This is a genomic window from Prochlorococcus marinus XMU1404, from assembly GCF_017696175.1.
Classification (GTDB): domain Bacteria; phylum Cyanobacteriota; class Cyanobacteriia; order PCC-6307; family Cyanobiaceae; genus Prochlorococcus_A; species Prochlorococcus_A marinus_X.
This window is the reverse complement of the sequence record NZ_JAAORE010000001.1, coordinates 434,407-457,134: the sequence shown is the minus strand read 5'-3', so window position 1 is coordinate 457,134 and position 22,728 is coordinate 434,407. Positions and strand designations below refer to the sequence as shown.

Annotated in this window: 26 protein-coding genes; 16 read left to right on the top strand and 10 right to left on the bottom strand. The window is 32.2% G+C overall.

Going from position 1 to position 22,728, the window contains the following annotated elements; translation table 11 throughout:
• Positions 1-26: 26 nt before the first annotated feature.
• The 3 genes from HA144_RS02605 (at position 27) to tatC (ending at position 2,855) form a co-directional block, all read left to right on the top strand.
• Positions 27-1,727 carry an NFACT RNA binding domain-containing protein gene (locus tag HA144_RS02605; RefSeq protein ID WP_209042559.1) on the top strand — a complete coding sequence of 567 codons (1,701 nt, stop codon included), beginning with the start codon at positions 27-29 and terminating at the stop codon, positions 1,725-1,727.
• A gap of 28 nt (positions 1,728-1,755) precedes the next feature.
• A complete protein-coding gene (locus HA144_RS02600; protein WP_209042168.1) occupies positions 1,756-2,016 on the top strand; it encodes a hypothetical protein in 261 nt (86 codons plus the stop codon).
• Positions 2,017-2,096: 80 nt separating this feature from the next.
• Positions 2,097-2,855 (top strand): twin-arginine translocase subunit TatC, encoded by a 759-nt coding sequence (gene tatC, locus HA144_RS02595; protein ID WP_209042166.1) that lies wholly within the window; start codon positions 2,097-2,099, stop codon positions 2,853-2,855.
• On the opposite strand, the gene HA144_RS02590 is transcribed toward tatC, so the two are convergent.
• Positions 2,824-3,141 (bottom strand): DUF3067 family protein, encoded by a 318-nt coding sequence (locus tag HA144_RS02590; RefSeq protein ID WP_209042164.1) that lies wholly within the window; start codon positions 3,139-3,141, stop codon positions 2,824-2,826. The two genes, tatC and HA144_RS02590, sit on opposite strands and share 32 nt — an antisense overlap.
• 123 nt (positions 3,142-3,264) lie before the next feature.
• Here HA144_RS02590 and petC point away from each other — a divergent pair, with 123 nt between their 5' ends.
• The 5 genes from petC to HA144_RS02565 are packed head-to-tail and all read left to right on the top strand — an operon-like array spanning position 3,265 to position 6,950.
• Positions 3,265-3,801: a cytochrome b6-f complex iron-sulfur subunit gene (petC, locus tag HA144_RS02585; protein WP_011817974.1), complete on the top strand. Its 537-nt coding sequence runs from the start codon at positions 3,265-3,267 to the stop codon at positions 3,799-3,801.
• Positions 3,802-3,827: 26 nt separating this feature from the next.
• Entirely contained in the window at positions 3,828-4,760 is a 933-nt protein-coding gene (gene petA / locus HA144_RS02580; RefSeq protein ID WP_373921943.1) for a cytochrome f, read from the top strand.
• A 10-nt stretch (positions 4,761-4,770) separates the two neighbouring features.
• Positions 4,771-5,664: a prolipoprotein diacylglyceryl transferase gene (lgt, locus tag HA144_RS02575; RefSeq protein WP_209042160.1), complete on the top strand. Its 894-nt coding sequence runs from the start codon at positions 4,771-4,773 to the stop codon at positions 5,662-5,664.
• Positions 5,657-6,412 (top strand): precorrin-4 C(11)-methyltransferase, encoded by a 756-nt coding sequence (gene cobM, locus HA144_RS02570; RefSeq protein ID WP_209042158.1) that lies wholly within the window; start codon positions 5,657-5,659, stop codon positions 6,410-6,412. Before lgt ends, cobM begins: the two co-directional genes overlap by 8 nt.
• A 55-nt stretch (positions 6,413-6,467) precedes the next feature.
• A complete protein-coding gene (locus HA144_RS02565; protein ID WP_209042156.1) occupies positions 6,468-6,950 on the top strand; it encodes a helix-turn-helix domain-containing protein in 483 nt (160 codons plus the stop codon).
• Here HA144_RS02565 and HA144_RS02560 read toward each other — a convergent pair.
• On the bottom strand, positions 6,943-8,538 hold the full coding sequence (locus HA144_RS02560; protein ID WP_209042153.1) for a Ppx/GppA phosphatase family protein: 1,596 nt from the start codon (positions 8,536-8,538) through the stop codon (positions 6,943-6,945). The genes HA144_RS02565 and HA144_RS02560 overlap by 8 nt on opposite strands.
• Positions 8,539-8,642: 104 nt before the next feature.
• On the opposite strand from HA144_RS02560, the gene HA144_RS02555 reads away from it, so the two are divergent.
• Positions 8,643-9,551: a 4-hydroxybenzoate polyprenyltransferase gene (locus tag HA144_RS02555; RefSeq protein ID WP_373921938.1), complete on the top strand. Its 909-nt coding sequence runs from the start codon at positions 8,643-8,645 to the stop codon at positions 9,549-9,551.
• A 9-nt stretch (positions 9,552-9,560) separates the two neighbouring features.
• A complete protein-coding gene (locus tag HA144_RS02550) occupies positions 9,561-10,430 on the top strand; it encodes a S66 peptidase family protein (protein ID WP_209042151.1) in 870 nt (289 codons plus the stop codon).
• Here the strand turns inward: HA144_RS02550 and ispD are convergent, their stop codons facing one another.
• Entirely contained in the window at positions 10,431-11,102 is a 672-nt protein-coding gene (ispD, locus tag HA144_RS02545) for a 2-C-methyl-D-erythritol 4-phosphate cytidylyltransferase (RefSeq protein ID WP_209042149.1), read from the bottom strand.
• Between the two features lie 92 nt (positions 11,103-11,194).
• On the opposite strand from ispD, the gene fabG reads away from it, so the two are divergent.
• Positions 11,195-11,944, top strand: a complete 750-nt coding sequence (gene fabG / locus HA144_RS02540; RefSeq protein WP_209042147.1) for a 3-oxoacyl-[acyl-carrier-protein] reductase — start codon at positions 11,195-11,197, stop codon at positions 11,942-11,944.
• Here fabG and HA144_RS02535 read toward each other — a convergent pair whose 3' ends face one another.
• Positions 11,945-12,124: a hypothetical protein gene (locus HA144_RS02535; RefSeq protein ID WP_209042145.1), complete on the bottom strand. Its 180-nt coding sequence runs from the start codon at positions 12,122-12,124 to the stop codon at positions 11,945-11,947.
• A gap of 131 nt (positions 12,125-12,255) precedes the next feature.
• Between HA144_RS02535 and groL the strand changes: the two genes are divergently transcribed.
• Positions 12,256-14,001, top strand: coding sequence for a chaperonin GroEL (gene groL / locus HA144_RS02530; RefSeq protein WP_209042143.1), 1,746 nt, complete (start codon positions 12,256-12,258; stop codon positions 13,999-14,001).
• Positions 14,002-14,005: 4 nt separating this feature from the next.
• On the opposite strand, the gene HA144_RS02525 is transcribed toward groL, so the two are convergent.
• The 5 genes from HA144_RS02525 to HA144_RS02505 form a co-directional block, all read right to left on the bottom strand.
• Positions 14,006-14,335 carry a hypothetical protein gene (locus HA144_RS02525; RefSeq protein WP_245152800.1) on the bottom strand — a complete coding sequence of 110 codons (330 nt, stop codon included), beginning with the start codon at positions 14,333-14,335 and terminating at the stop codon, positions 14,006-14,008.
• A gap of 68 nt (positions 14,336-14,403) precedes the next feature.
• Entirely contained in the window at positions 14,404-15,228 is an 825-nt protein-coding gene (locus HA144_RS02520; RefSeq protein WP_032524162.1) for an ABC transporter permease, read from the bottom strand.
• Between the two features lie 49 nt (positions 15,229-15,277).
• Complete coding sequence (locus tag HA144_RS02515; protein WP_209042141.1) at positions 15,278-16,294, bottom strand: ABC transporter ATP-binding protein; 1,017 nt, start codon at positions 16,292-16,294, stop codon at positions 15,278-15,280.
• A 39-nt stretch (positions 16,295-16,333) separates the two neighbouring features.
• The gene (locus HA144_RS02510; RefSeq protein WP_209042138.1) at positions 16,334-17,335 is read right to left on the bottom strand and encodes a heme o synthase; all 1,002 of its coding nucleotides are present in this window, start codon (positions 17,333-17,335) and stop codon (positions 16,334-16,336) included.
• On the bottom strand, positions 17,332-18,258 hold the full coding sequence (locus tag HA144_RS02505) for a COX15/CtaA family protein (RefSeq protein WP_209042136.1): 927 nt from the start codon (positions 18,256-18,258) through the stop codon (positions 17,332-17,334). Before HA144_RS02505 ends, HA144_RS02510 begins: the two co-directional genes overlap by 4 nt.
• A 263-nt stretch (positions 18,259-18,521) precedes the next feature.
• On the opposite strand from HA144_RS02505, the gene coxB reads away from it, so the two are divergent.
• From coxB to HA144_RS02485, 4 genes are all read left to right on the top strand, one after another.
• Positions 18,522-19,325, top strand: a complete 804-nt coding sequence (gene coxB, locus HA144_RS02500; protein ID WP_209042134.1) for a cytochrome c oxidase subunit II — start codon at positions 18,522-18,524, stop codon at positions 19,323-19,325.
• Entirely contained in the window at positions 19,322-20,947 is a 1,626-nt protein-coding gene (gene ctaD / locus HA144_RS02495) for a cytochrome c oxidase subunit I (protein WP_209042132.1), read from the top strand. The genes coxB and ctaD overlap by 4 nt, the downstream gene beginning before the upstream one ends.
• A 6-nt stretch (positions 20,948-20,953) precedes the next feature.
• Positions 20,954-21,556, top strand: coding sequence for a cytochrome c oxidase subunit 3 (locus HA144_RS02490; protein WP_209042130.1), 603 nt, complete (start codon positions 20,954-20,956; stop codon positions 21,554-21,556).
• 96 nt (positions 21,557-21,652) lie between these two features.
• On the top strand, positions 21,653-22,006 hold the full coding sequence (locus HA144_RS02485) for an AbrB family transcriptional regulator (protein ID WP_209042128.1): 354 nt from the start codon (positions 21,653-21,655) through the stop codon (positions 22,004-22,006).
• Positions 22,007-22,016: 10 nt separating this feature from the next.
• Here the strand turns inward: HA144_RS02485 and HA144_RS02480 are convergent, their stop codons facing one another.
• Positions 22,017-22,670, bottom strand: a complete 654-nt coding sequence (locus HA144_RS02480; RefSeq protein WP_209042126.1) for a riboflavin synthase — start codon at positions 22,668-22,670, stop codon at positions 22,017-22,019.
• Positions 22,671-22,728: the final 58 nt, after the last annotated feature.

Below are 22,728 nucleotides of genomic sequence, written 5' to 3'. Positions count from 1 at the left end.
TAATGCAAAAAGGTGTTCCACAGATAATGGATATTACATCTATTAGATCTGTCTTGCATTATTTAACAAAGAACATTTTACCTACAAAGTTTGAAACTGCCCAACAACCAGAGCCTAATACAATTCAATTATGTTTCAGAGGAGTTTATTCTCAAACATGGTTAGAAGTTTCATGGAATGGAGAATCTCCTAGACTACTAAAGATAAATAAGCCAGAAAAGATTGGGAGAGAAAGCACACTTTCTAAACAAATAAGATACGGATTGAAGTATATGGCTTTAATTTCGATTGATCAAGATGATTTCGAGAGAATTATAAAATTTAGTTTTGCAAAAAAACCTGGAGATGAAATTAATAAGTATTTAATTTTTGAATTAATGGGAAAACATAGTAATATTTTCTATTTGGATAATAAACATAAAATAATTGCAGTTGGTAAACAAATTAAATCAAGTCAATCTAGTTTTAGAACAATTTCAACAGGATCAATTTATTCTAGCCCTCCAGTCAATCTCAAAAAAAAACCTAAAGAAGATGAGTCTTTTCAATCATGGAAAGACTCAATTTCAACTGTACCTGAGTCCTTGAAATACTGTTTAATAAATACCTATCAAGGAGTTAGCCCTATCCTCACTAAACAATTAGAGATTGTTAGCAAAACTGGCAATACGAAAATAATGGAAAAAAATATCGATTTCATTGGCGATTCGGACTTAAAGGAAATTTTTAAAAATTGGAAGATTTGGATAAATAGGTTTAAAAACAATAACTTTAACTTTTCCAAATTTAATAAAGATTTTTATTGCGTTTGGTTTTTTGATAAAGAAATTAATTGCGAAAATAAAATAGATTTATGCACCAGTTTAGAGAATTATTATGATTATTATCTGAAACAAAAAAAACTTGAATTATTGGAAAAGAAAATTGAAGGGATAATTTTTAAACAGACCAATACTGAGAAAAAGAATTTTAATATTCAATATGATCTTCTTACAAAATCGGAAAGCTACGAGATATATAAAGAAAAAGCTGACAATATATTCTCTTCAAATGAAATTAAGAAACGAGATATTATTAAAGGACAAAAACTATATAAAAAGTCAAAAAAACTAAAGAGATCTAGAGAATTGATAAAAGAAAGATTAAGTATTTACAAAACAAATATGGATAGATTGGATGAATTCACTACACTCATAGAAAATTTAAATTCTTTAAATCATGAAAAACCTTTTATGAGAATCAGACTACTAGAAGAAATTATGGAAGAAATTTGCAACGAGTTTAATATCAATATTAAGAGGCAAAGAGAAGATAAGAAGAGTACATCTGAGATACAATCTTCACCAATTCAAGTAGACACTCCAACAGGATTGAAGCTTCAGGTAGGGAGAAATATGCGGCAAAATGACTTGATAAGCTTTAAGTACTCAAAAAAAGGAGATTTATGGTTTCATGCACAGGAATCACCAGGCAGTCATGTAGTTTTGAAGTCTTCATCTCAAGCAGCATCTGAACAAGATCTTCAAATAGCTGCAGATTTAGCTGCTTTATTTAGCAAGGCAAAAAGAAACATTAAAGTTCCAATTAATTTAGTAAAGATTAAAGATTTGCAAAAAATCAAAAGAGGAGGGCCGGGTTGCGTTTCCTTTAAAAATGGAGAAATTATTTGGGGAAATCCTACAAGAGGAGAAGAATATATTAAAAAAAATCTTAAAACAGTAATTTAGTTTATAATAAAAAAAATTTTAAAACTAAATGTTTGATTTTCTTTTGGGCAGTCATGAATTTTTAGGAAATCATAGTTTTCCAGAATTTATTGTTGGATATCTCTTTGGTGCTGCATTAATAATTGGGGCTCCTACTGTCTTCTTACTACTCGCCTTCGTAAGCGCTTTAATGAAAACAAATGGGAAAATGGGTGGATATAGAGAATATGAAACTTATGGTGAATCATCTCTAAATGATGCCCCACCCTTCTTATTACCAGATCCAACTAATCCTAAATTAAACAAATAACTAAATTTATCAAAAAATAAATTGAATTTTGACAATAGTTATCTTAAACCTTTTTCTTACAAAATCTTCACTAATTTATAATGAAAGGAACAGGTCAGAGTGAAAATAAATTATCAGATTCGATGACTTTTAGTGATCATTTAGAGGAGCTTCGTCAAAGGATACTTAACTCAATTTACTCAATACTTATATCAATATTCTTTAGTTTTCTTATTATAAAGCCATTAATATCTTTTTTAGAAATCCCAGCTGGTGATATTCATTTACTACAACTTGCTCCAGGAGAGTTTTTATTTGTCGCTATTAAAGTTGCAGGTTACAGCGGATTAATAGTTTCTATTCCTTATATTTTTTATCAAATAATATTATTCATTTCCCCTGGTTTAACAAAACAAGAAAAAAGCCTTATCTTACCCGCAGTTTTCGGTTCAGGTCTTCTATTTTTCTTGGGATTAATTTTTTCATGGTGGATATTAGTTCCTGCAGCCATAAATTTCTTTATTACTTTCGGTGCTGATATTGTTGAACCAACTTGGTCTATAGAAAGATATTTTGATTTTGTTCTCTTGTTAATGTCCAGCACTGCAATAGCTTTTCAATTGCCAGTACTACAATTTATTCTTGGTTCTCTTGGAATAATTACAACTGAAAAAATGATTTCGAATTGGAAGATAGTTGTAATCTCATCAGCAATCTTATCTGCAGTGATTACCCCTTCAACAGACCCATTGACAATGTCGTTGCTATCTATATCGATTGTGTTTTTATTTTTTGTGGGTACTGGATTAACTTACTTATCAGAAAATCTTAAGTCAAAAACTCTTTCATCTTCTCATTAACATTTAATTGCAAGCTAACAGCTCTACCTAACCTTGGCTTAGCATTGACTTTCTTTAGCCATTCCCTTACTTCCTCTGAATATCCACATCTATTCAAAATCTCGATTTTCTCGGCTATCGATTTTTTGTATTCATCTTCACTTAAAGGGAATGATTCCTGTCCAAGAAATCCCCACATCATTTGAAAATAGACAAAATTTCCTCTTCTAAAGAGCCTAAAATCATATTTTTTCCCCCAACGATGAATCAAATAATGAATAACTTCATCTACTATTAATGGGTTCATTTAAATCAATTAATTAAGACTTCCTAAACTTTTACTTTAAATTATTAAAAGTCCTATCTATTTGCAACAGAAATTGAACAATTTGATTCATAATAACTAATAAATAACAGAACCAAGTAGCGAATGACTCAATTAAGTTCCAATGATGTCCCTTCAATGGGTCGAAGGCAATTTATGAATCTTCTTACATTTGGTACTGCAACAGGTGTGGCTTTAGGAGCACTTTACCCCGTAGCAAATTATTTCATGCCTTTGAGAGCAGGTGGTGGTGGCGGTGGAACTTCTGCTAAAGATGAATTAGGGAATCCAATAACTAAGACAGGTTGGTTGGCTACCCATCAAGCGGGAGACAGAAGTCTAGTGCAGGGTCTAAAGGGAGATCCAACTTATTTAATAGTTAATGAGGGTGGGGAAATAGGAGAATTTGGTTTAAATGCAATTTGTACTCATTTAGGTTGCGTTGTCCCATGGGATAGTGGTGCTAATAAATTTATATGTCCTTGTCATGGCAGTCAGTACGATACAAATGGGAAAGTAGTCAGAGGGCCTGCTCCTTTATCTTTAGCGCTGGCTCATGTAGATATTGAAGATGATGCTGTACTCGTCAAACAATGGTCAGAAACTGACTTTAGAACTAATGAAAATCCATGGTGGGCATAAAAAAAATGAAAGGTCTTAAAAATCAAATCATGAAAAAAACAAGTTTATTTATCTGTACTCTGCTTTTCATTTCGAGCATTGTTTTTTATCCTAAGACTACTTTTGCTTATCCATTTTGGGCTCAGCAAAATTACGAATCTCCCAGAGAAGCTACAGGAAAGATAGTCTGTGCAAATTGTCATCTAGCTCAGATGCCTACGATTGCAGAAGTTCCACAATCTGTTGGTGCTGATAGTGTTTTCAAAGCTGTTGTCAAAATACCCTACAAAAATGACTTAAAAGAGATCGGAGCTGATGGTTCTGAAGTTCCATTACAAGTTGGAGCTGTTGTAATGCTGCCTGATGGCTTCAAACTTGCTCCTCAGGAAAGATGGACAGAAGAGATCAAAGAAGAGACAGAGGGAGTATATTTCACTAATTACAGTGAAGAGAAGGATAATATTATCATTGTCGGGCCTTTGCCTGGTGATACCAATAAAGAAATAGTTTTCCCTGTACTTTCCCCTGATCCATCCACTAATAAAGAATATCACTATGGGAAATACTCGTTACATATCGGAGGCAATAGAGGAAGAGGTCAGGTATACCCAACTGGAGACAAAAGCAATAATGTACTTTTCACCTCTTCCACCTCAGGAACTATTAATTCAATAGAAACAATTGAAGATGGTAGTTATAAGGTCAATATAGAAAACGAGAATGGTGAGATAACTACTGAAGCAGTCCCTGTTGGTCCTCAACTTATCGTAAAAGCTCAAGACAAAATTAATGCAGGTGACCCTCTTACAAATGATCCCAACGTTGGCGGCTTTGGGCAATTAGATGCTGAGGTTGTACTTCAGAGCCCTTATAGAGTAATTGGATTGATTGCATTCTTTATTGGTGTAGGTCTAACACAAATACTTTTAGTATTAAAGAAAAAACAAGTAGAAAAAGTACAAGCAGCAGAGGGTATCTAACTTTCTTTAAATGCTTATATTTCAAGCTTTTATACAATCTCCAGGAGAAACTTTTTTAAATTTAGGGTTTATAACTATTAGATGGTATGGATTACTTATTTCGATTTCAGTTTTAATAGGCCTATTTGTCTCAAAAAAACTTGCAAAGTCAAGGAATATTAACCCAGACTACATTAGTGAAATACTTCCATCTTTAATAATCTTTTCAATAATTGGAGCTAGAGCTTATTACGTAATTTTTGAGTGGAGGCAATACAGCGGAGATAATTTTTTCACTTCTTTAGAACTATTCAATAACACCATTCAAATACCTTCTTTTCTAGCAGTTTGGGAAGGAGGCATAGCAATCCATGGAGGTCTAATTGGAGGATTATTAACTATTATCTATTTCTGTAAGTCGAGAAACATTCATTTAAAAACTTTTATAGATATATTAATACCCTCGATTATTCTTGGACAATCTATAGGAAGGTGGGGAAATTTTTTCAATAATGAAGCATTTGGGGTTCCTACAAATTTGCCTTGGAAATTATTTATACCTATCCAAAATAGACCTTTAGAATTTATTAATTACGAATTTTTTCATCCTACTTTTCTCTACGAGTCATTTTGGAATTTTTTAACATTCATCCTCCTTATTTTGGTCTTTAATAAACAGAGTAAAACAGATTTTCTTAGGCCTGGCTTTATTAGCTGTCTTTATTTAATAAGTTACAGCTTTGGAAGATTCTGGATTGAGGGTTTAAGAACTGACCCACTATGTATTGGTGGGCTTCCGCCTTTCTGTAGTGGCGGTATAAGAATGGCTCAATTTATAAGCATTTTTCTATTCTCTTCTGGATTAATTGGAATATTTTTTTTAAGATTAAGAACATATAGTGGTAAAAGTAGAAAGAATGGATAAAAAAATATCCTTTATTGGTGTTGGTCCCGGTGATCCAGATTTATTAACAATAAAAGCTTTAAAAAAGATAAAGAGTGCAGATGTCATTATATGGACTGATTCTCTTATCCCTGAAAAGATTTTAGATTTTTCTAAAGAAGGTTCTGAAAATATAAAAACAAGTTCTCTCAACTTAGAGCAAATCACCTCAACTATGATAAAAAAATTTCAGGAAGGAAAAACTGTTATAAGGTTGCATGATGGAGACCCTTGTCTTTTTGGCGCGATTAGAGAACAAATAGATATTTTAAAAAAAGAAAAAATTGAAATCGAAGTTATTCCAGGTGTAAGTGCTTTTCAAGTGGCAGCAGCATATCATGAAGCTGAGTTAACTATCCCAGAGGTAACGCAAACAATAATTTTAACAAGAGCCGGAGGAAGAACTGGTATGCCCGAGAAAGAATCTCTGAAAGATCTTGCGAAACACAATTCCTCTTTATGCCTTTATCTAAGTGCTAGGCATGTAAAAAGGTCTCAAGACACTTTACTAGAGTTTTATCGCCCAGAGACTAAAGTTATTGTTGGATTCAGAGTATCTTGGGATGATGGTTGGACATCATTAATAGAATTAAAAGATATGGAAAACTTTTCTATTGAAAAAAAATTAATTAGAACAACTATTTACATAATTAGCCCAGCAATTAATAATTCTCAAAACAGGTCTAATCTATATAATCCATCATATAGTCATCTTTTTAGAAATAAATAATCATAAAGTTGATAGAAAAATATTAATCACTATAATTAGTAAAAATTTGTTTGCTTTGAAAGAAATAAAATCTAATCCAGAAGACAATACAAAACCACAATCCTCGTTAAAGAGAATTGGAAATTTTATTAAAGAGGCAAGGTTAAGTAGAAATCAATCTGTTGAAGAATTGGCTTCTGATTTAAAAATTGGATCTCATCAACTAAAAGCCATAGAAGAAGGCAATGAAGAAGAGCTCCCTGAAAAAGTATTTATCAAAGCAATGGTTCGTAGAATTTCTCAGAAGCTGAAACTTGATACAGAATTTATAATGAATGAATTAAAGACAGAGAGGCAAGAGATAAAAATAGAAGAAATAGTTGAAGAAGTGGCTAAAAAAACTAGAAAATCTAAGGATCCAAGTCCACTAGGGTTCTGGATATTTATTTTAATTTCAGGCTTTCTTGGATTAGTCGCCTCATCCTTAATTTTTAATTTATTTTCAGAGTCTTTTCAGAATCAAACTCCAAAACAAGAACTTATTAAAAAAACTAAATAACTTTTAAATCCAAATTCTTTAGCTCTTTTATAACATTACAGCATAATCCTAAGTTCCATTTTTCAAGGAGAAGATCATGGCCTTTATTTATAGGAACAAGTTCAAATTTAAGAATATTTTCCCGTAATTTTATTTGAACTGAGGAGATTACCTTGTCAGGTCTTTGATCAAGAGATGCTGCTAATCTCAGGATTAATGACATTTCAAGAACTAATGTTTTATCTTCTTTGGATATTAGACTTTGCCAAGACTCATGTCTTTTCTTGGGTAAAGTCTTTCTATGGTATCTAGCGATCGAAGCAATAATATTTGTTTCTGCTTCAGAATATCCCAATAAATCGCAATTTTTTATTAAGTACCAAGAGTGTTTGTGATATGAACTAACATTTACGTATTTCCCACAATTATAAAGATTAGAGGCTGCCCAAAGAAGTTCTTTAGCTTTAGGGTCATTATCGGTATGAAAGATATTTTTAGTCTGATCATAGATTTGAAAGGCAATATCGATAACTTTCTCAGCTCTTGTATTATCTACTCCGAACTTTTTTGCCTGATGAACTATAGTCGTTTTTCTAATATTGCTTTGAATATTTAACTCGTTTTTTATTATCCCTTTACGCAGCATCCAATCAACAACTAAACCCTCTCGAAGCGCCCTCTCACTTATTATTAATTCATTAAAGTTCAACATCTCCATTGCGGTGTTTAATATCAATGCGCCTGGAATAATTATTTCTGCTCTTCTCTCACTTAATGAAGGTATTTTCTTGATTTCCGAAACTGGCAATTTAATTAGTTTTTCCAATACATTCTGTAAATTTTCCCTTTTAAATTTATAACCATGCAACTTTTGTTTAGATTCTCCTAAATCATCTGAAATCAAATTTCCTAATGAGGTTGCGGTGCCACTTGTTGCAATCATAGATAAAGGGTTATTTCCCTTAGATCTACTCTTTATTTTTCGAATGGATGGCTCTAAAGATCCTTGAATAAAAGTTGTTAGAAAACTCGATCTTTCTGAATTTAAAGACTCTTTATTTAAAAAATCGTTCTTTAGTCTTACAGCACCAATCCTCGAACTGGTGAGAGCTATTGCATCTTTTTTATCTGCAAGTATTAATTCTGTAGATCCTCCTCCAATATCTATGATTACAAAAGACTGATCTTCAAAAGCCATACCAGAAAGAACACCAAGGTAAATTAATCTGGCTTCCTCAGAACCACTTATCATTTCTATTTGAATAGCAGTTTCATCAAGAACTCTTCTAATAAAATCTTGACCGTTTGGAGCTTCCCTAACTGCACTTGTTGCTGCTGTTACTATTTGTTTTACTCCATTACTTTTACAATATTCCTTAAATCTCTTAAGAGTAACTAATGCTCTTTGGATTGCTTCATCAGTAAGATTACCATCCTCATCTCTCTCTCCAAGACGAGTGGTTGATTTATCAGTGAATTTTATTGAAAATGATTTTAATTCCAGATTAATTTCTGCTATCAATAGATGAGTAGAGTTAGTTCCAATATCTATCGAAGCTACTAAAGTTTGCTTTTCTTGAAAATATCTTAAATCTGATTCATTTATCATTTCTTTTTATAAGATGTAGATATCTTTAACCCATTAATAAATATACCCAAGATTGATTATTAAATAATAGAAATCACTTAATCCTAGTAAAATTATTTAAAGTTATGAAATATAAAATAGGTTATATGCAAAATAAAAATCGACAAATAAAATTAAGTACTTTTTTTGAATTATTAAGGTGGAATAAGCCGACTGGAAGAATGATCTTACTTATTCCTGCTGGATGGAGTTTATATTTAACCCCGGATGCTAATCCAACATTTTTAATGTTGCTAAGAATTATTCTGGGAGGACTACTAGTAAGTGGATTAGGCTGCGTGGCTAATGATATTTGGGACAAAAAAATTGATCAAAGAGTTTTTAGGACAAAAAATAGACCTCTAGCTGCAAATAAAATCGGTCTTAAAACGGCTTATTCAATTCTTTTCTTTTTAATTTTATGTAGCTTCTTTTTAACTTTGTCACTACCCCAACCTGGAAGAATCCTTTCCATTTCACTTGCTTTCTTAGCTTTACCTATTATTTTAATTTATCCTTCTGCCAAAAGATGGTTTAAATATCCTCAATTAATCTTATCCATATGCTGGGGTTTTGCTGTCTTAATTCCCTGGGCCGCAAATGAAGGCAATTTAAATAGTATTGTTTTATTATTTTGCTGGCTAGCTACCATTTTTTGGACTTTTGGCTTTGACACGATTTATGCTTTAGCAGATAAAAAATATGATATCAAAATTGGAATAAATAGTTCCGCTGTTAACCTCCAGAACAATACAAGAATAACTATTCAAATTTGCTATTTTTTAACTTCTAGTTTTCTCGCATTATGCGGATTTATTAATCAAATGGATTTTATTTTTTGGCCAATTTGGCTTACAACCTCAATCTTAATGCAGAGAGATATACTAAAAGTATTTCCTGAGGAAAAGCAATCAATAAAAAATATTGGGAATCACTTCAAAAATCAGTCAATATATGGAGGAGCCCTTTTATTAGGAATTATTATTGCCTCATAAATTCTTAATATGGTTTTTAGATTAAAAAAAGGTGATCTAATAGATATTTTAGCTCCAGGCTCCTTTATTGATGAAGACGAAAATTTTCAAAAAGGCATAGAAATCTTAAAAAACTGGGGCTTGGAAATTAATGATAATAATTCTCTATTAAAAAAATTTGGTTATTTTGCAGGTGATGATCAAACTAGATTTGAAGAACTAGAAAAAGCACAAAATAGTAAGCTAATCATTTTTGCAAAAGGAGGCTGGGGTTCAGCAAGACTATTAGAAAAAGATCCTTCTTGGCAGCATGGTTTAATGCTTGGATTCTCAGATACATGTTCTTTACTACTATCTAAATATTCTCAAGGATTTATAGGTTCTATTCATGGCCCTATGGTCACTGGCCTTTTCAAAGAGCCAGAGTGGAGTCTCGAGAGATTAAGAAATTTACTTTTTGAGGGATATGTTGAGGACATAGGAGGAATTCCTTTAAGAGGTGGGAAAGCTAAAGGAGAAATTATTGTTTCTAACTTAACTATTGCTACTTTTTTAATTGGTACTAATCACTTTCCGGATTGCAAAGGAAAAATAATAATTTTTGAAGATATTAATGAAGATATTTATAAAATTGATCGCATGTTAACTTACCTCAGAATGACTAAAACATTTACTGAAATTGCTGGCATTGGATTCGGAAGTTTTTCTAATGATTCCTACGATCTTGAATGGAAAGATTTACTAAAAAACTGCATTTTTGAAAGACTCAAAGAGTTTGATTTTCCTATTCTTTTTGACCTCCCAATAGGCCACATATCTGGAAATGCCTGCATTCCTTTAGGATACGAAGCCACCTTAAATGGTGATGATGGCATTCTTAGTATCGATACACCTTTTTAACTAAGCTTTCTTCACAAAAAGTTTTGCTATTTTCAAATCTAAAGGGGATGTAATTTTTATATTTGAATAAGTTCCTTCAATAATCTTCACTTTCCAATTAAGAATTTCGAATAGTGATGCATCATCTGTGACTTTCCAGTTTTTATCAATTGCCATCTTATGAGCTTTTTTTAATCTATCTACTAAAAAGCCCTGAGGAGTTTGCGCTGCCCATAAATAATTTCTATCAGGTGTTTCTTTAATAAAACCTTCATTATCAACAATCTTTATTGTGTCAGTTACCTTAGTAGCCAAAATTACAGCTTCATTTTCATCTAATTGCTTGGCACAAAGGTCTATCAATTCAGGATTAATTAGACATCTAGCACCATCATGTATTAAAACTTTTTTAGCATCTTTTGGTAGCGCATTTAAACCATTAAAAACTGACTTTTGTCTGGTGTCACCACCATTAATCCAATGGACTCTATGGGCAAAATCCTTTGCTGAATTTAATAATAAATTTTTATCTTTCGGTTGCCCAATTATTCCAACCCAATTTGTTGAGCTTGCAGAAAATACAGATTTAAGTGTCCAAAAAATCAAAGACTCTCCCTCTAAATCAATAAGTAATTTATTTTTTCCAGCTTTCATTCTGCTACCGCTCCCTGCAGCTGGTATTAAAAAGTGCACAATAGAAGGTCTTAATATTTTCTAGACAATTATAAATAAAAGCAATATCTTTACACAAATAGTACTACGATTGAACATTATAAAATTTCATAATGTCCAATACAGATTCATTATCAGGCAAAGTTGCTTTAATTACTGGAGCTAGCAGAGGAATTGGTAAAGAAATTGCTTTAGAACTAAGCCACCAAGGAGCAGAAGTTTTTATTAATTACTCTTCTTCTGATGAAAAAGCTGAAGAAGTTGTAAATTCAATAAAAAATTCGGGAGGTAAAGCTCATAAATTAAAATTTGATGTTTCAAAAGAGGATTCTGTCATTTTAGCTTTTGAAGAAATAATCAAAATTAATGGCACAATTGATATCCTCATTAACAATGCTGGCATTACGAGAGATGGACTATTGATGAGAATGAAATCGGAACAATGGGATGACGTATTAAATACGAACTTAAAAGGAGTTTTTCTTTGTACCAAATATGCTTCAAAATTTATGATGAAAAAAAGAAGTGGCAGCATTGTAAATATTTCATCTGTTGTTGGAATAATTGGTAATCCAGGGCAAGCAAATTACTCTGCCGCCAAAGCTGGAGTTATTGGATTTACCAAAACTTGCGCTAAAGAATTTGCTTCAAGAGGTATAAATGTAAATGCAATAGCTCCAGGCTTTATAGAAACAGAGATGACTGAAAAACTGAATACTGAAGATATTCTTAAAGTTATACCTTTAGGGAAATTAGGAAGTTGTACTCAAATTGCGAACTTAGTGTCATTTTTAGTTTCAAGTGATGCAGGAAGTTATATTACAGGGCAAACAATTAGTATTGACGGGGGTATGAGTATTTAATTATGTACTTTGATAAGGCTGGCCCAATTCATCTCTTAATCTTCTGATTTTTTGTAAAAGTTTTAGTCTTCGACTTCTAGCAGTTAAAGTCAAGAAAATTCTTAAAGGAAAGTATATCAGAGTCATAGCAATCGCTAGGATTGCGGTAAGAGTAAAAATAAGATTATTTGTTTCTTCCATAACTTAAAGATACTCTTATTTGAGTTAATTTGTATGTCTCATTAAAAGAAATTCGGCTTTCCCCACTTAATTAAATATCCATTAAAAATGATTCTATGGGAGATTAGAATAAGATTAAAGATTAAATAAACATGGCCAAACAGTTAAGTTTTTCTAATGAATCAAGAGAAGCTCTAGAAAAAGGTGTAAATATCGTAGCTAATGCAGTAAAGGTTACTATTGGGCCAAAAGCAAAAAACGTTGTAATAGAGAAGAAATTTGGTTCGCCAGATATAGTAAGAGATGGATCTACAGTTGCTAAAGAGATCGAGATTGAAAACCCTATTTCCAATTTAGGCGCGAAATTAATAGAACAAGTCGCATCCAAGACAAAAGAGACTGCAGGTGATGGAACAACAACAGCAACCATTCTGACTCAGAAGATGGTTCAGGAAGGATTAAAAAATATTGCTTCTGGCGCCAACCCTATGGAGTTAAAAAAAGGTATGGAGGCAGGCCTAGCTTTTGTCTTAGAAAAATTAAGTTCCAGAAGTATTTCATTAAGTGGTTCTGATATCCAAAAAGTTGCAACAGTCAGTGCTGGAGGTGATGAAGAAATTGGATCTATAATTTCGAAAGCAATGGATATTGTCACTTCAGATGGTGTAATAACTGTTGAAGAATCTCAATCACTAGAAACAGAATTAGACATAACTGAAGGAATGTCTTTTGATAGAGGTTATAGTTCTCCATATTTCGTAACAGACCAAGAAAGACAAGTTTGTGAACTTGCAAACCCTAAAATATTAATAACTGATCAAAAAATCTCAACTTTAGTTGATCTAGTTCCAATACTTGAAGAAATTCAGAAGTCAGGCTCACCTTTTCTAATTCTTGCTGAAGATATCGAAGGAGAGGCTTTAACCACTCTGGTTTTAAATAAGAATAGTGGGGTTTTAAATGTTGCTTCCGTAAGAGCTCCGTTATTTGGTGAGAGAAGAAAAGCTGCCCTTGAAGATATTGCAATTCTTACAGGGGCGAAGTTAATTAGCGAAGATAAATCGATGACACTTGATAAAGTATCGATTAATGATTTAGGAAAAGCAAAAAAAATAACTATCACAAAGGATAAAACTACAATTGTTGCCTTCGAAGACACTAAAAATTTAGTTAAAGCACGAGTAGAGAAATTAAAGAGAGAAGTTAATATAACTGAATCAGAGTATGATCAAGATAAAATCAATGAAAGGATAGCCAAACTAGCTGGAGGAGTAGCTCTTATCAAAGTAGGAGCTGCTACAGAAACAGAGATGAAGTATAAAAAATTGAGAATCGAAGATTCCCTTAATGCTACGAAAGCTGCTATTGAAGAAGGTGTTGTTTCTGGAGGAGGACAGACTTTAATTGAAATATCAGATGACCTTTTAAATTTAAGTCAAACATCTTCCGATGATTTAAGAACAGGGATAAATATAATTAAAGAAGCCCTTTTGGAACCCACCAAACAAATAGCAAAAAATGCTGGTTTTAATGGTGATGTAGTTGTCGCTGAAATTAAAAGACTTAATAAAGGCTTTAATGCTAATTCAGGAAAATATGAGGATTTAAAAGATTCAGGAATATTAGATCCAACCAAAGTAATAAGATTAGCTCTTCAAGATTCAGTATCTATTGCAGCTATGCTCCTTACAACAGAAGTTGCTATAGCCGACATTCCAGAGCCTGAAGCCGCAGTTCCTGGAGGGCCAGGTGGAGATCCAATGGGAGGAATGGGTGGCATGGGTATGCCAGGAATGGGTGGCATGGGTATGCCAGGAATGGGTGGCATGGGTATGCCAGGAATGGGTGGCATGGGTATGCCAGGGATGGGTGGCATGGGTATGCCAGGGATGATGTAAAAATTTAACTTGCTTTTTTATAGTTATTAATCCACTTTCTTAAATTATTAATATTAGGCAGTGGTAATTTCTGGTTATCAGAAAGTTCTTTCATATTATTAGAATTTTGATCTTGGCTAAACATTCCATTACTGCTAGAAGTTTCTAGACATTTTGATTCACATTTTGTTTCTTCTATATTTTCAACAGTTTTTGATAATTCAAGTTTAATTTGTTCTTGATTTTCTTCTTTAAGCTTACATTCCCTTAGAGCTGAGGTATGAATTAATAAATCATTTAAAGAATCAATCCCAAATCTATGAACCCACTTAAGGACAATATTTTCTTTAAGCAAAATATTATTTTCTGAAGAGGCTTTTTTAAAAACTTCTATTAGATGATTTTTTTAAAAGCATAAATTTATTAATTTAACTTTCTATTTAACAGAGGCCTTATGATAATTAAAGAAAAAACTGTTAAAGAAAATAAAATTGATATACAACTCTTACAAGTTAAATCACCATATGGGGCATGTAAAGCCACTAGTTCTAAATTCATAGTTTCTGTATAAGCAGTCCTAATAGGTTCAATCGCAAAAGTTAATGGATTTAATGAGGCCAACCACCCAAGCCAATTTGGCATAAAAGAGATTGGAGCTAAAGCAGTGCTTGCGAAAAGAAGAGGTAAGTTTATCACAAATATAAGAGCGATTAATTCAATATGTCCAGGCAAGACAAACGCTAAACATAAACTTATTGATGTCACAAAAAGAACCAATAGAATCAGTGTTGTAAAAACAATTCCTAAACCATATAAGTTAGGCCATCCATAACCTAAAATGTATGAAACAACCATTATTACAATACTCTGAACAAAGCTTAGGATTGTTATGTAAATAAAAGAAGATAAAACTATGGATAATCTACTGGTTAAAGGAGCCACAAGTAATCTATTAAGAAATCCAAACTCTCTATCAAACATTAAAGGAAGACCAGAGTTTAAGGCTCCGCTAAAAGCAGTAAAAACAATAAGTCCCGCCCCTAAAAAGTTCCCATAAGAATCAACTCCTGGTAAAAAACCTTCAGGAGCTTTAGAGAATAGTGCCCCAAATAAAAAAAGCCAAATTATGGGTTGTAATATTCCTGCCAAAAGAGTTGATGGTCTTCTTTTTAATTGAATAAATAACCTCTTTGTTAAGGCAAATGTTTCTTGATATAAAAAAAATAAATTATACTGTTGTAATTCCATAATTAGCAGTATTTAGTGTTCATTATAGTTAGTTAAACAAAAGTTTTTTTTATCGCATTGATTGCTTTGATTCTTTTTTAAGGTCTCTTTTCCCTGCCATAGAAATTTCCGCATCCAATAATGTTTTCCCAGTTGCCTGAAGATATACATCATCCAAACTTGGCTGACTTTGTGTTAGAGAAAAAATTTCAAACTTTGAAAAGGCTAATTCAACTTTGAGTTTCGTAAGTAAATCTTTTTCCTTATCTGCTACAAAGTTTATCGAGAAACCTTGAGCTTCATTTATGATGATCTGACTAATTCCATCTATTGAAGATAAAATTTGACATATATTTTTTGCTTCTTCCTGATTACTAAATTCTCTTACTTTCAAAGTTACTCTATCTCCTCCTAATTTATTTTTGAGCTCTGAAGGAGTCCCTTGTGCTATAACTCTTCCATCATCAATTATCACTAATCTGTCTGACAATTTATCAATTTCATCAAGATAGTGACTGCTTAAAATAATGGTCATTCCATTATTTCTCAAATCTTTCAAAAGTTGCCATATAATGTTTCTACTTTCAATATCTAAACCAACTGTAGGTTCATCCAAAATTAATACTTGGGGCAAATGCAAAAGTCCAGCTGCCAGATCGATTCTTCTTTTCATTCCTCCTGAATAAGTTCCGCACTTACGATCAATCCAATCATTCATTTCTAATTGATCTATTAATTTCTTTATCCTTTCAAATTTTTTGTTTTTGTTGATGTGATATAAATCTGATTGGAAATCCAAAAGCTCTCGTCCAGTTAAAATTTTATCAAGTGCAATGTCTTGGGCAACATAACCAATTAATTCTCTAATTTTCCTTGAATTTTTTATTAAATTTATATTATTTATAAAAACATCTCCACTATCAGGCTCTATTAAAGTAGCAAGTATTTTTATTAGTGTTGATTTGCCAGCACCATTTGGACCTAGTATTCCGAATAATGTACCAGTTTCAATTTCCAACGATAAATTTTTTAATGCATTGATATCTGAATAAGATTTTGAGAGCCCTTTAACTTTTATATAATTCATCAAACTTACTATTTACTTAAAAAACATTTTACATCTAATTTAATTACTAAGCAGGGATACTATAGATAAAAATATTTGAATAGATTGCTGCTCAAATTCTACGGATAGTTGGGTTCTAGAAATTAATAACAAAAGACAAATGCCAAACATATAGAGAATAGACCACCTAAAAAGAGACTTCGCTCTTGAAAGATCATCAGGAGATTTCTTTAATTCATTTATTAATTGCAAAAGTCTTCCATTAAATGGCAATAACATAATTCCGTATAAGAGACCCCCTTCAGGTAAAGCAAAGACTCCCATAATACTCATTAAAACTGTTGCCCATCCGTAACGAGAAATCGCTTTAGCAGTAAAAACAGATCCTTTGACAGAAGGGAGCATAGGAATACCAACAGATGCGTAATCATCCTTCAACAAAATTGCAAGTGCCCAAAAATGAGCTGGTGTCCATAACATTACTAAACCAAACAACCACCAACCACTAAGTCCTACATGCCCTGTTGCAGCAGATGCTCCAACTAAGGGTGGTATCGCACCAGCAACTCCTCCAAAAACAATATTTTTTGTTGTTCGAGGTTTCAAAATAACTGTATATAAAATTACGTAGCTAAATAAACCAAGAAGAGTTAAACCCGCAGCCAAATAATTTACACCACTTACTAAAAGCATCGAAGCTGCCAAAGTACATGATACGGCAGCTAAAAATACAGTCTCAGATGACAACTTTCCTGCTGGCAAGGCTCTTTTGCTGGTTCTTGTCATCCTTTTATCTAATTCCATTTCCCACAAGCAATTAAGAGCTCCTGCCGCTGCTGCTGCCAAAGCGCCTCCTCCTAAAGTACAGATAAGTTTCGGCGAGGATAAAGGCCATTCTTCTGTTAATGCCATTCCTCCCAAAGTTGTTGCCAATAAAAGTGGGATTAATCTAGGTTTTGCCACTTCAAGCCAAGGCGGCAAAGTTAATCTTTTTCTTGAAGGTACAACTTCATCCCTAAGTGGAGATTTATAGTTCAAGTTTTCTAAGTTACTACTGTTCATGAATTGATACCAGCTATTTGAGAATTTAGGGAGTGGTTTAGAACTTTTTTGGTAAAAGGATGCCTAAATATTAATGTTGTTAATATCGCAATAAATAAAGAGGCGTTAAGTTGATGACCAATAATAAAAATAGGTTCATTCAAATTTGTTTTAAGACTTAAAACACCCAAAGCAATTTGAGAAAACAAGAGAAAAATAAGTGCTGAGAGATATTTCCAATTTTCATTAAGCAAACTTCTCTTATAAATTGCAGTAGCAATAATCAATAAAATTGAAAAAGCAATTGGAAAAGCAAATAATTTATGAGTATTTAGAACTAGACACTGTTTATTAAAAGACAAGCAAATATGTGCTGACCAGGTTGATGAAAGCCTTACTCCAATAAAAGATTGAATCAGAGTAAGTAAAAGAGGAATAAACAATAATAATCTCCACCAAATTAATGGCTCTTCTATGTCGTCATTTTCTAAATTTTGATTTATTGAAATTGTTGTGATGAGAAGTAGAAAAGCTATTAAAAGATGGCCAGTAACAGTATATGAATCAAGCAGGTTTATTACTGTTAAAGCTCCAAAAGATCCTTGGACAATAACGAGAAAAAGTAATAATGAATAAGTTTTAGGTAACCAATTTGGAATTTCATTTTTCCAAATAATTGAAAGGGCAAATTTAAAAAGAATTAATATTCCAACCAGAAAAGCATCTAGACGATGGAACCACTCTAGAAATACTCTTAGGTTCATATGATTAAAAGGCAAAAAAGATCCATAACATAATGGCCAATCTGGACATGCGAGTCCCGCCTCCATGACCCTCGTAGCACCTCCAATTACGATTAGTGTGATGAGTGCGAGTACACTATGACTTCCCAACCTTTTAAAAATTGTCAGATATTTTGATTTATATAATTGGTTATTAAGCAAATGGATAAAACCTATATATTTTGCATAATAAATTAGATTCAAAAACCAAACATTAATTAAAAATTAATATGTTTAATTTAAAAAATAATTTACTAATTTAATCTTTTTTCCCTGACAATTAACTCTAAAAAGTTATTAAAAATACGCCTTTTATTTCATAAATCTTAAGAAGTTGTAAATTTAAAGGTTTTTCTTTTAACAAAGGATGCAGGATTAAAAAAATTGAATATCTTGAGAATATAAATTCAAATTTTTGAAATCAATTGTTAAATAAAAACATTTATTTAATATTAATTATTTCTCTCGTTTTTGCTATATCTTTTTGGATTGGTTTTAATGTAAATTTGCTCCCAGCTGAAGCAAGTATTAATGCACCAATTTACGATGAACTTTTTAAAATTCTTTTCATCATTGGGTTAATTATTTTTATAGGAATGACAATAGCAGTTATTTATAGCTTATTTAAGTTCAGGAAAAGAAATGATCAAATAGGCGATGGTATAGCTTTAGAGGGAAATTTAAGCTTAGAAATTGTATGGACAATTATCCCTTCAATAATTGTTTTATTAATAGGTTTATATAGCTACAACATTTACGATCGAATGGGAGGGATGAAAGAACTAAATCATAACCACGAAATGATGAGTTCTAACACGGAAAAGATATGGGCTGGAATAAGTCAAACTTCTGATAATGAAATAGCAATAAATAATTTATCAATTGAAGTTTCAGCTATGCAATTTGCATTTCTATTCAATTATCCCAAGGGCAATTTCATATCGGGAGAACTACACGTTCCTGTTGATCAAAAAGTATCAATGAAAATGGAATCCAAAGATGTTATTCATGCTTTTTGGGTACCAGAGTTCAGAATTAAACAGGATATTATTCCTGGACAACCTACTATTTTAAATTTCACTCCTACAAAAGTAGGAAAATATCCGATAATTTGCGCAGAATTATGTGGCCCATATCATGGAGGAATGAGAGCCTCCATAATTGTTGAAGAAGAATCTGATTACAAAGAATGGTTTAACAAAAACAAAAAACCAGAGTTAAATTTATGACAATATCAATTGATCCACAAAAAACTAATAATGAAAGCCTTCAGCCTAAAGGCTGGCTTAGATACTTTAGTTTTAGCCTTGATCATAAAGTAATTGGGATACAATACTTAGTTTGCGGTTTTCTTTTCTATTTGATAGGAGGAACCTTAGCGAGCGCTATAAGAATTGAACTAGCTAGTCCAATGTCTGATTTTATGCCAAGAGATGTTTATAACCAAGTTTTAACTTTACACGGAACAATAATGATATTCCTTTGGATAGTGCCTGTAGTAAACGGTGCTTTTGGAAATTATTTAATTCCATTTTATGTAGGTGCGAGAGATATGGCATTCCCAAGATTAAATGCCGTAGCTTTTTGGTTAATTCCTCCTTCAGGCTTGATGCTGGTAGCAAGCTATTTTGTTGAGGGTGCTGCTCAGGCTGGATGGACGGCTTATCCTCCTTTGAGCATAACCACCCCTCAATCGGGGCAAATTATTTGGATTCTTAGCGTTCTATTACTTGGAGGCAGTTCTATATTTGGTGGCATAAACTTTATCGCGACTATTATCAAATTAAGAAGGCCAGGATTAAAACTTATGCAATTGCCAATGTATTGTTGGGCAATGCTTGGGACAAGTCTATTAGTTGTTTTGTCAACTCCTGTTTTAGCAGGCACTTTAATTTTACTTAGCTTCGATATCATAGCTAAAACAGGTTTTTTCAATCCTGTTTTAGGTGGCAATGTCGTAGTTTATCAGCATTTATTTTGGTTTTATTCTCATCCAGCTGTATACATTATGGTCCTTCCTGCCTTTGGTTTAGTTAGTGAAATACTTCCTATACATTCTAGAAAACCACTTTTTGGATATACAACAATGGTTTTTTCAATAATGGGGATAGTAGTTTTAGGTTTAGTTGTTTGGGCGCATCACATGTTTACGAGTGGAACTCCCCCTTGGATGAGATTGTTCTTTACTATCGCCACAGCATTTATTGCTGTTCCAACAGGTATAAAATTTTTTAATTGGGTTGCAACATTATGGGGAGGTAAAATTTCCATCAATAGTGCAATGCTATTCTCTTGCGGATTTATTATAAATTTTGTGTTTGGAGGTATTACAGGAGTTGCTTTGGCACAGGTACCTTTCGATATTCACGTACATGATACTTATTTCGTTGTAGCCCATTTTCACTACATTGTTTATGGCGGAACTGTTTTTATTATTTTCTCTTCAATTTATCATTGGTTCCCCAAAGTAACTGGAAAAATGCTCAATGAAAAATTAGGAATTTTACATTTTATCATTACCTTTATTGGATTTAACTTGTGCTTTGCTCCTCAACATTGGCTTGGTTTAAATGGAATGCCAAGAAGAGTTGCAGAATATGATCCCCAATTCCAGTTCGTTAATCAAATTAGTAGCCTTGGGGCTCTTTTGATGGCTATAAGTACAATTCCTTTTTTAATTAATGTATTCCTTAGCGTGAGAAATGGAAAAGATGCTGGTGATAACCCTTGGAACGCTCTTACACCTGAATGGTTAACATCTTCTCCACCTCCAGTTGAAAATTGGGAAGGAGAGGCTCCATTAGTTGAAGAACCTTATGGTTATGGTAAAGAAATTTCTGAACAAAAATAAAAACATATGACATCTCTAGATAGCTCAAAAGAAATTCAAAAGAATAATTCTGAAGTTAATGAAACACATGAAGACTTCAGAATGTTTGGTCTTATAACTTTCCTAATTGCGGACGGAATGACTTTTGCTGGATTCTTTGCTGCTTATTTAACTTATAAAGCAGTAAATCCATTACCTGAAGGCGCTATTTATGAATTAGAACTACCAATACCTACACTCAATACAATTTTGTTACTTGTTAGTAGTGCAACTTTCCATAAAGCAGGCAAAGCACTTTTAAAAGATGAAAACTCTGATTCCCAAAAATGGTTACTTATTACTGCTTTTCTTGGAATTATATTTTTAATATGTCAATTATTTGAATATTTTCATTTACCTTTTGGATTAACAGATAATTTATTTGCAAGTACTTTTTATGCTCTTACTGGTTTTCATGGATTACATGTCACTTTAGGCACTTTAATGATTTTAATTATTGCTTGGCAATCGAGAATCAATGGTGGAAGATTAACTAGTCAAAATATGTTTCCATTAGAAGCTGTTGAATTGTACTGGCATTTTGTAGATGGAATATGGGTTATTTTATTTATTATCTTGTATCTTTTATAAAAATTAAATTTTAAAAATTAAATATATTTTTTATTAATTTATATTGCCACATTTCTCCTTTTTAGTAAGAATATATAATTAGAAATTTGTCAGATAATGCTTGAAGGAAAAGAACTTCTTGAAAAAGCAAAATTATTAAGTAAAAAATCTGAAGATGAGATAGCAAAAGGGTGTGGGTACGTCGGTCCTAGCGGAAGAATCTTAAGAAAAAGTTTTTATAGGGCGCTTACCGAAGCTAAGGGTTACAAAATAGGAAATGGTCGTCAAGGGAAAAATGGTAATAGAGCTTCAAGAGGCAGACAGACAGAATTCAAAACAAAAGTTCATGGCAATGGGAACCTATTAATTGGACATGCTTACACCAAAAAATTAGGTTTAGAACCTGGTCAGGAATTTAAAATCGATCTTAAAAAAGAGTCAAAAACAATTTATCTGATTCCATTAAATTAAAAAATAAATTTTACCAACCGTTTTCTTTAAGCCATTCCGAAGAAATATTATTTGAAGATAAATCTTGATTACTATTTTTATTAAATAAAAGTAATTTCTCTACATATTTAATTAGTGCATCTGCCTCAAGGTTGACGCTGTCACCGACATTTAATTTATTCAGATTTGTGTTATGCCAAGTATGAGGAATTATCGCGATAGTAAATATTTCTCCTTCTTGCTCATATTTCGCAATTGTAAGACTTATTCCATTCACACAAATACTGCCTTTATTAACTACATATTTCGAAAAATTATTATTTTTCCACTTTATAGATAAAAGCCAGGATTTCTCTAATTTTTCTATATTCTCAACTGTTCCAAGGCCATCAACATGTCCACTGACTATATGCCCTCCTAGACGGTCAGACACTCTAAGAGCAGGCTCCAAATTAACAATCTGATTAAGGTTCGACTTTACTCCTAAAGTTGTTTTTTTTAATGTTTCCTCACTAACATCAACAGTAAATTTGTTTTGAAAGATCTCTTTAACTGTCAAACAAATTCCATCAACAGCTATGCTGTCACCGATTGTAATATCAAATAAATTATCTAGAATTTCAATTTCTAAAATATTTTTTTCTTGTTTTAGTTTCCCAATTGATTGAATTATTCCTGTGAACATAGTTTTAAGAAAAATATTTTTGCAAAATTTTGTATTTACTTTAATTTACTTTAAATGA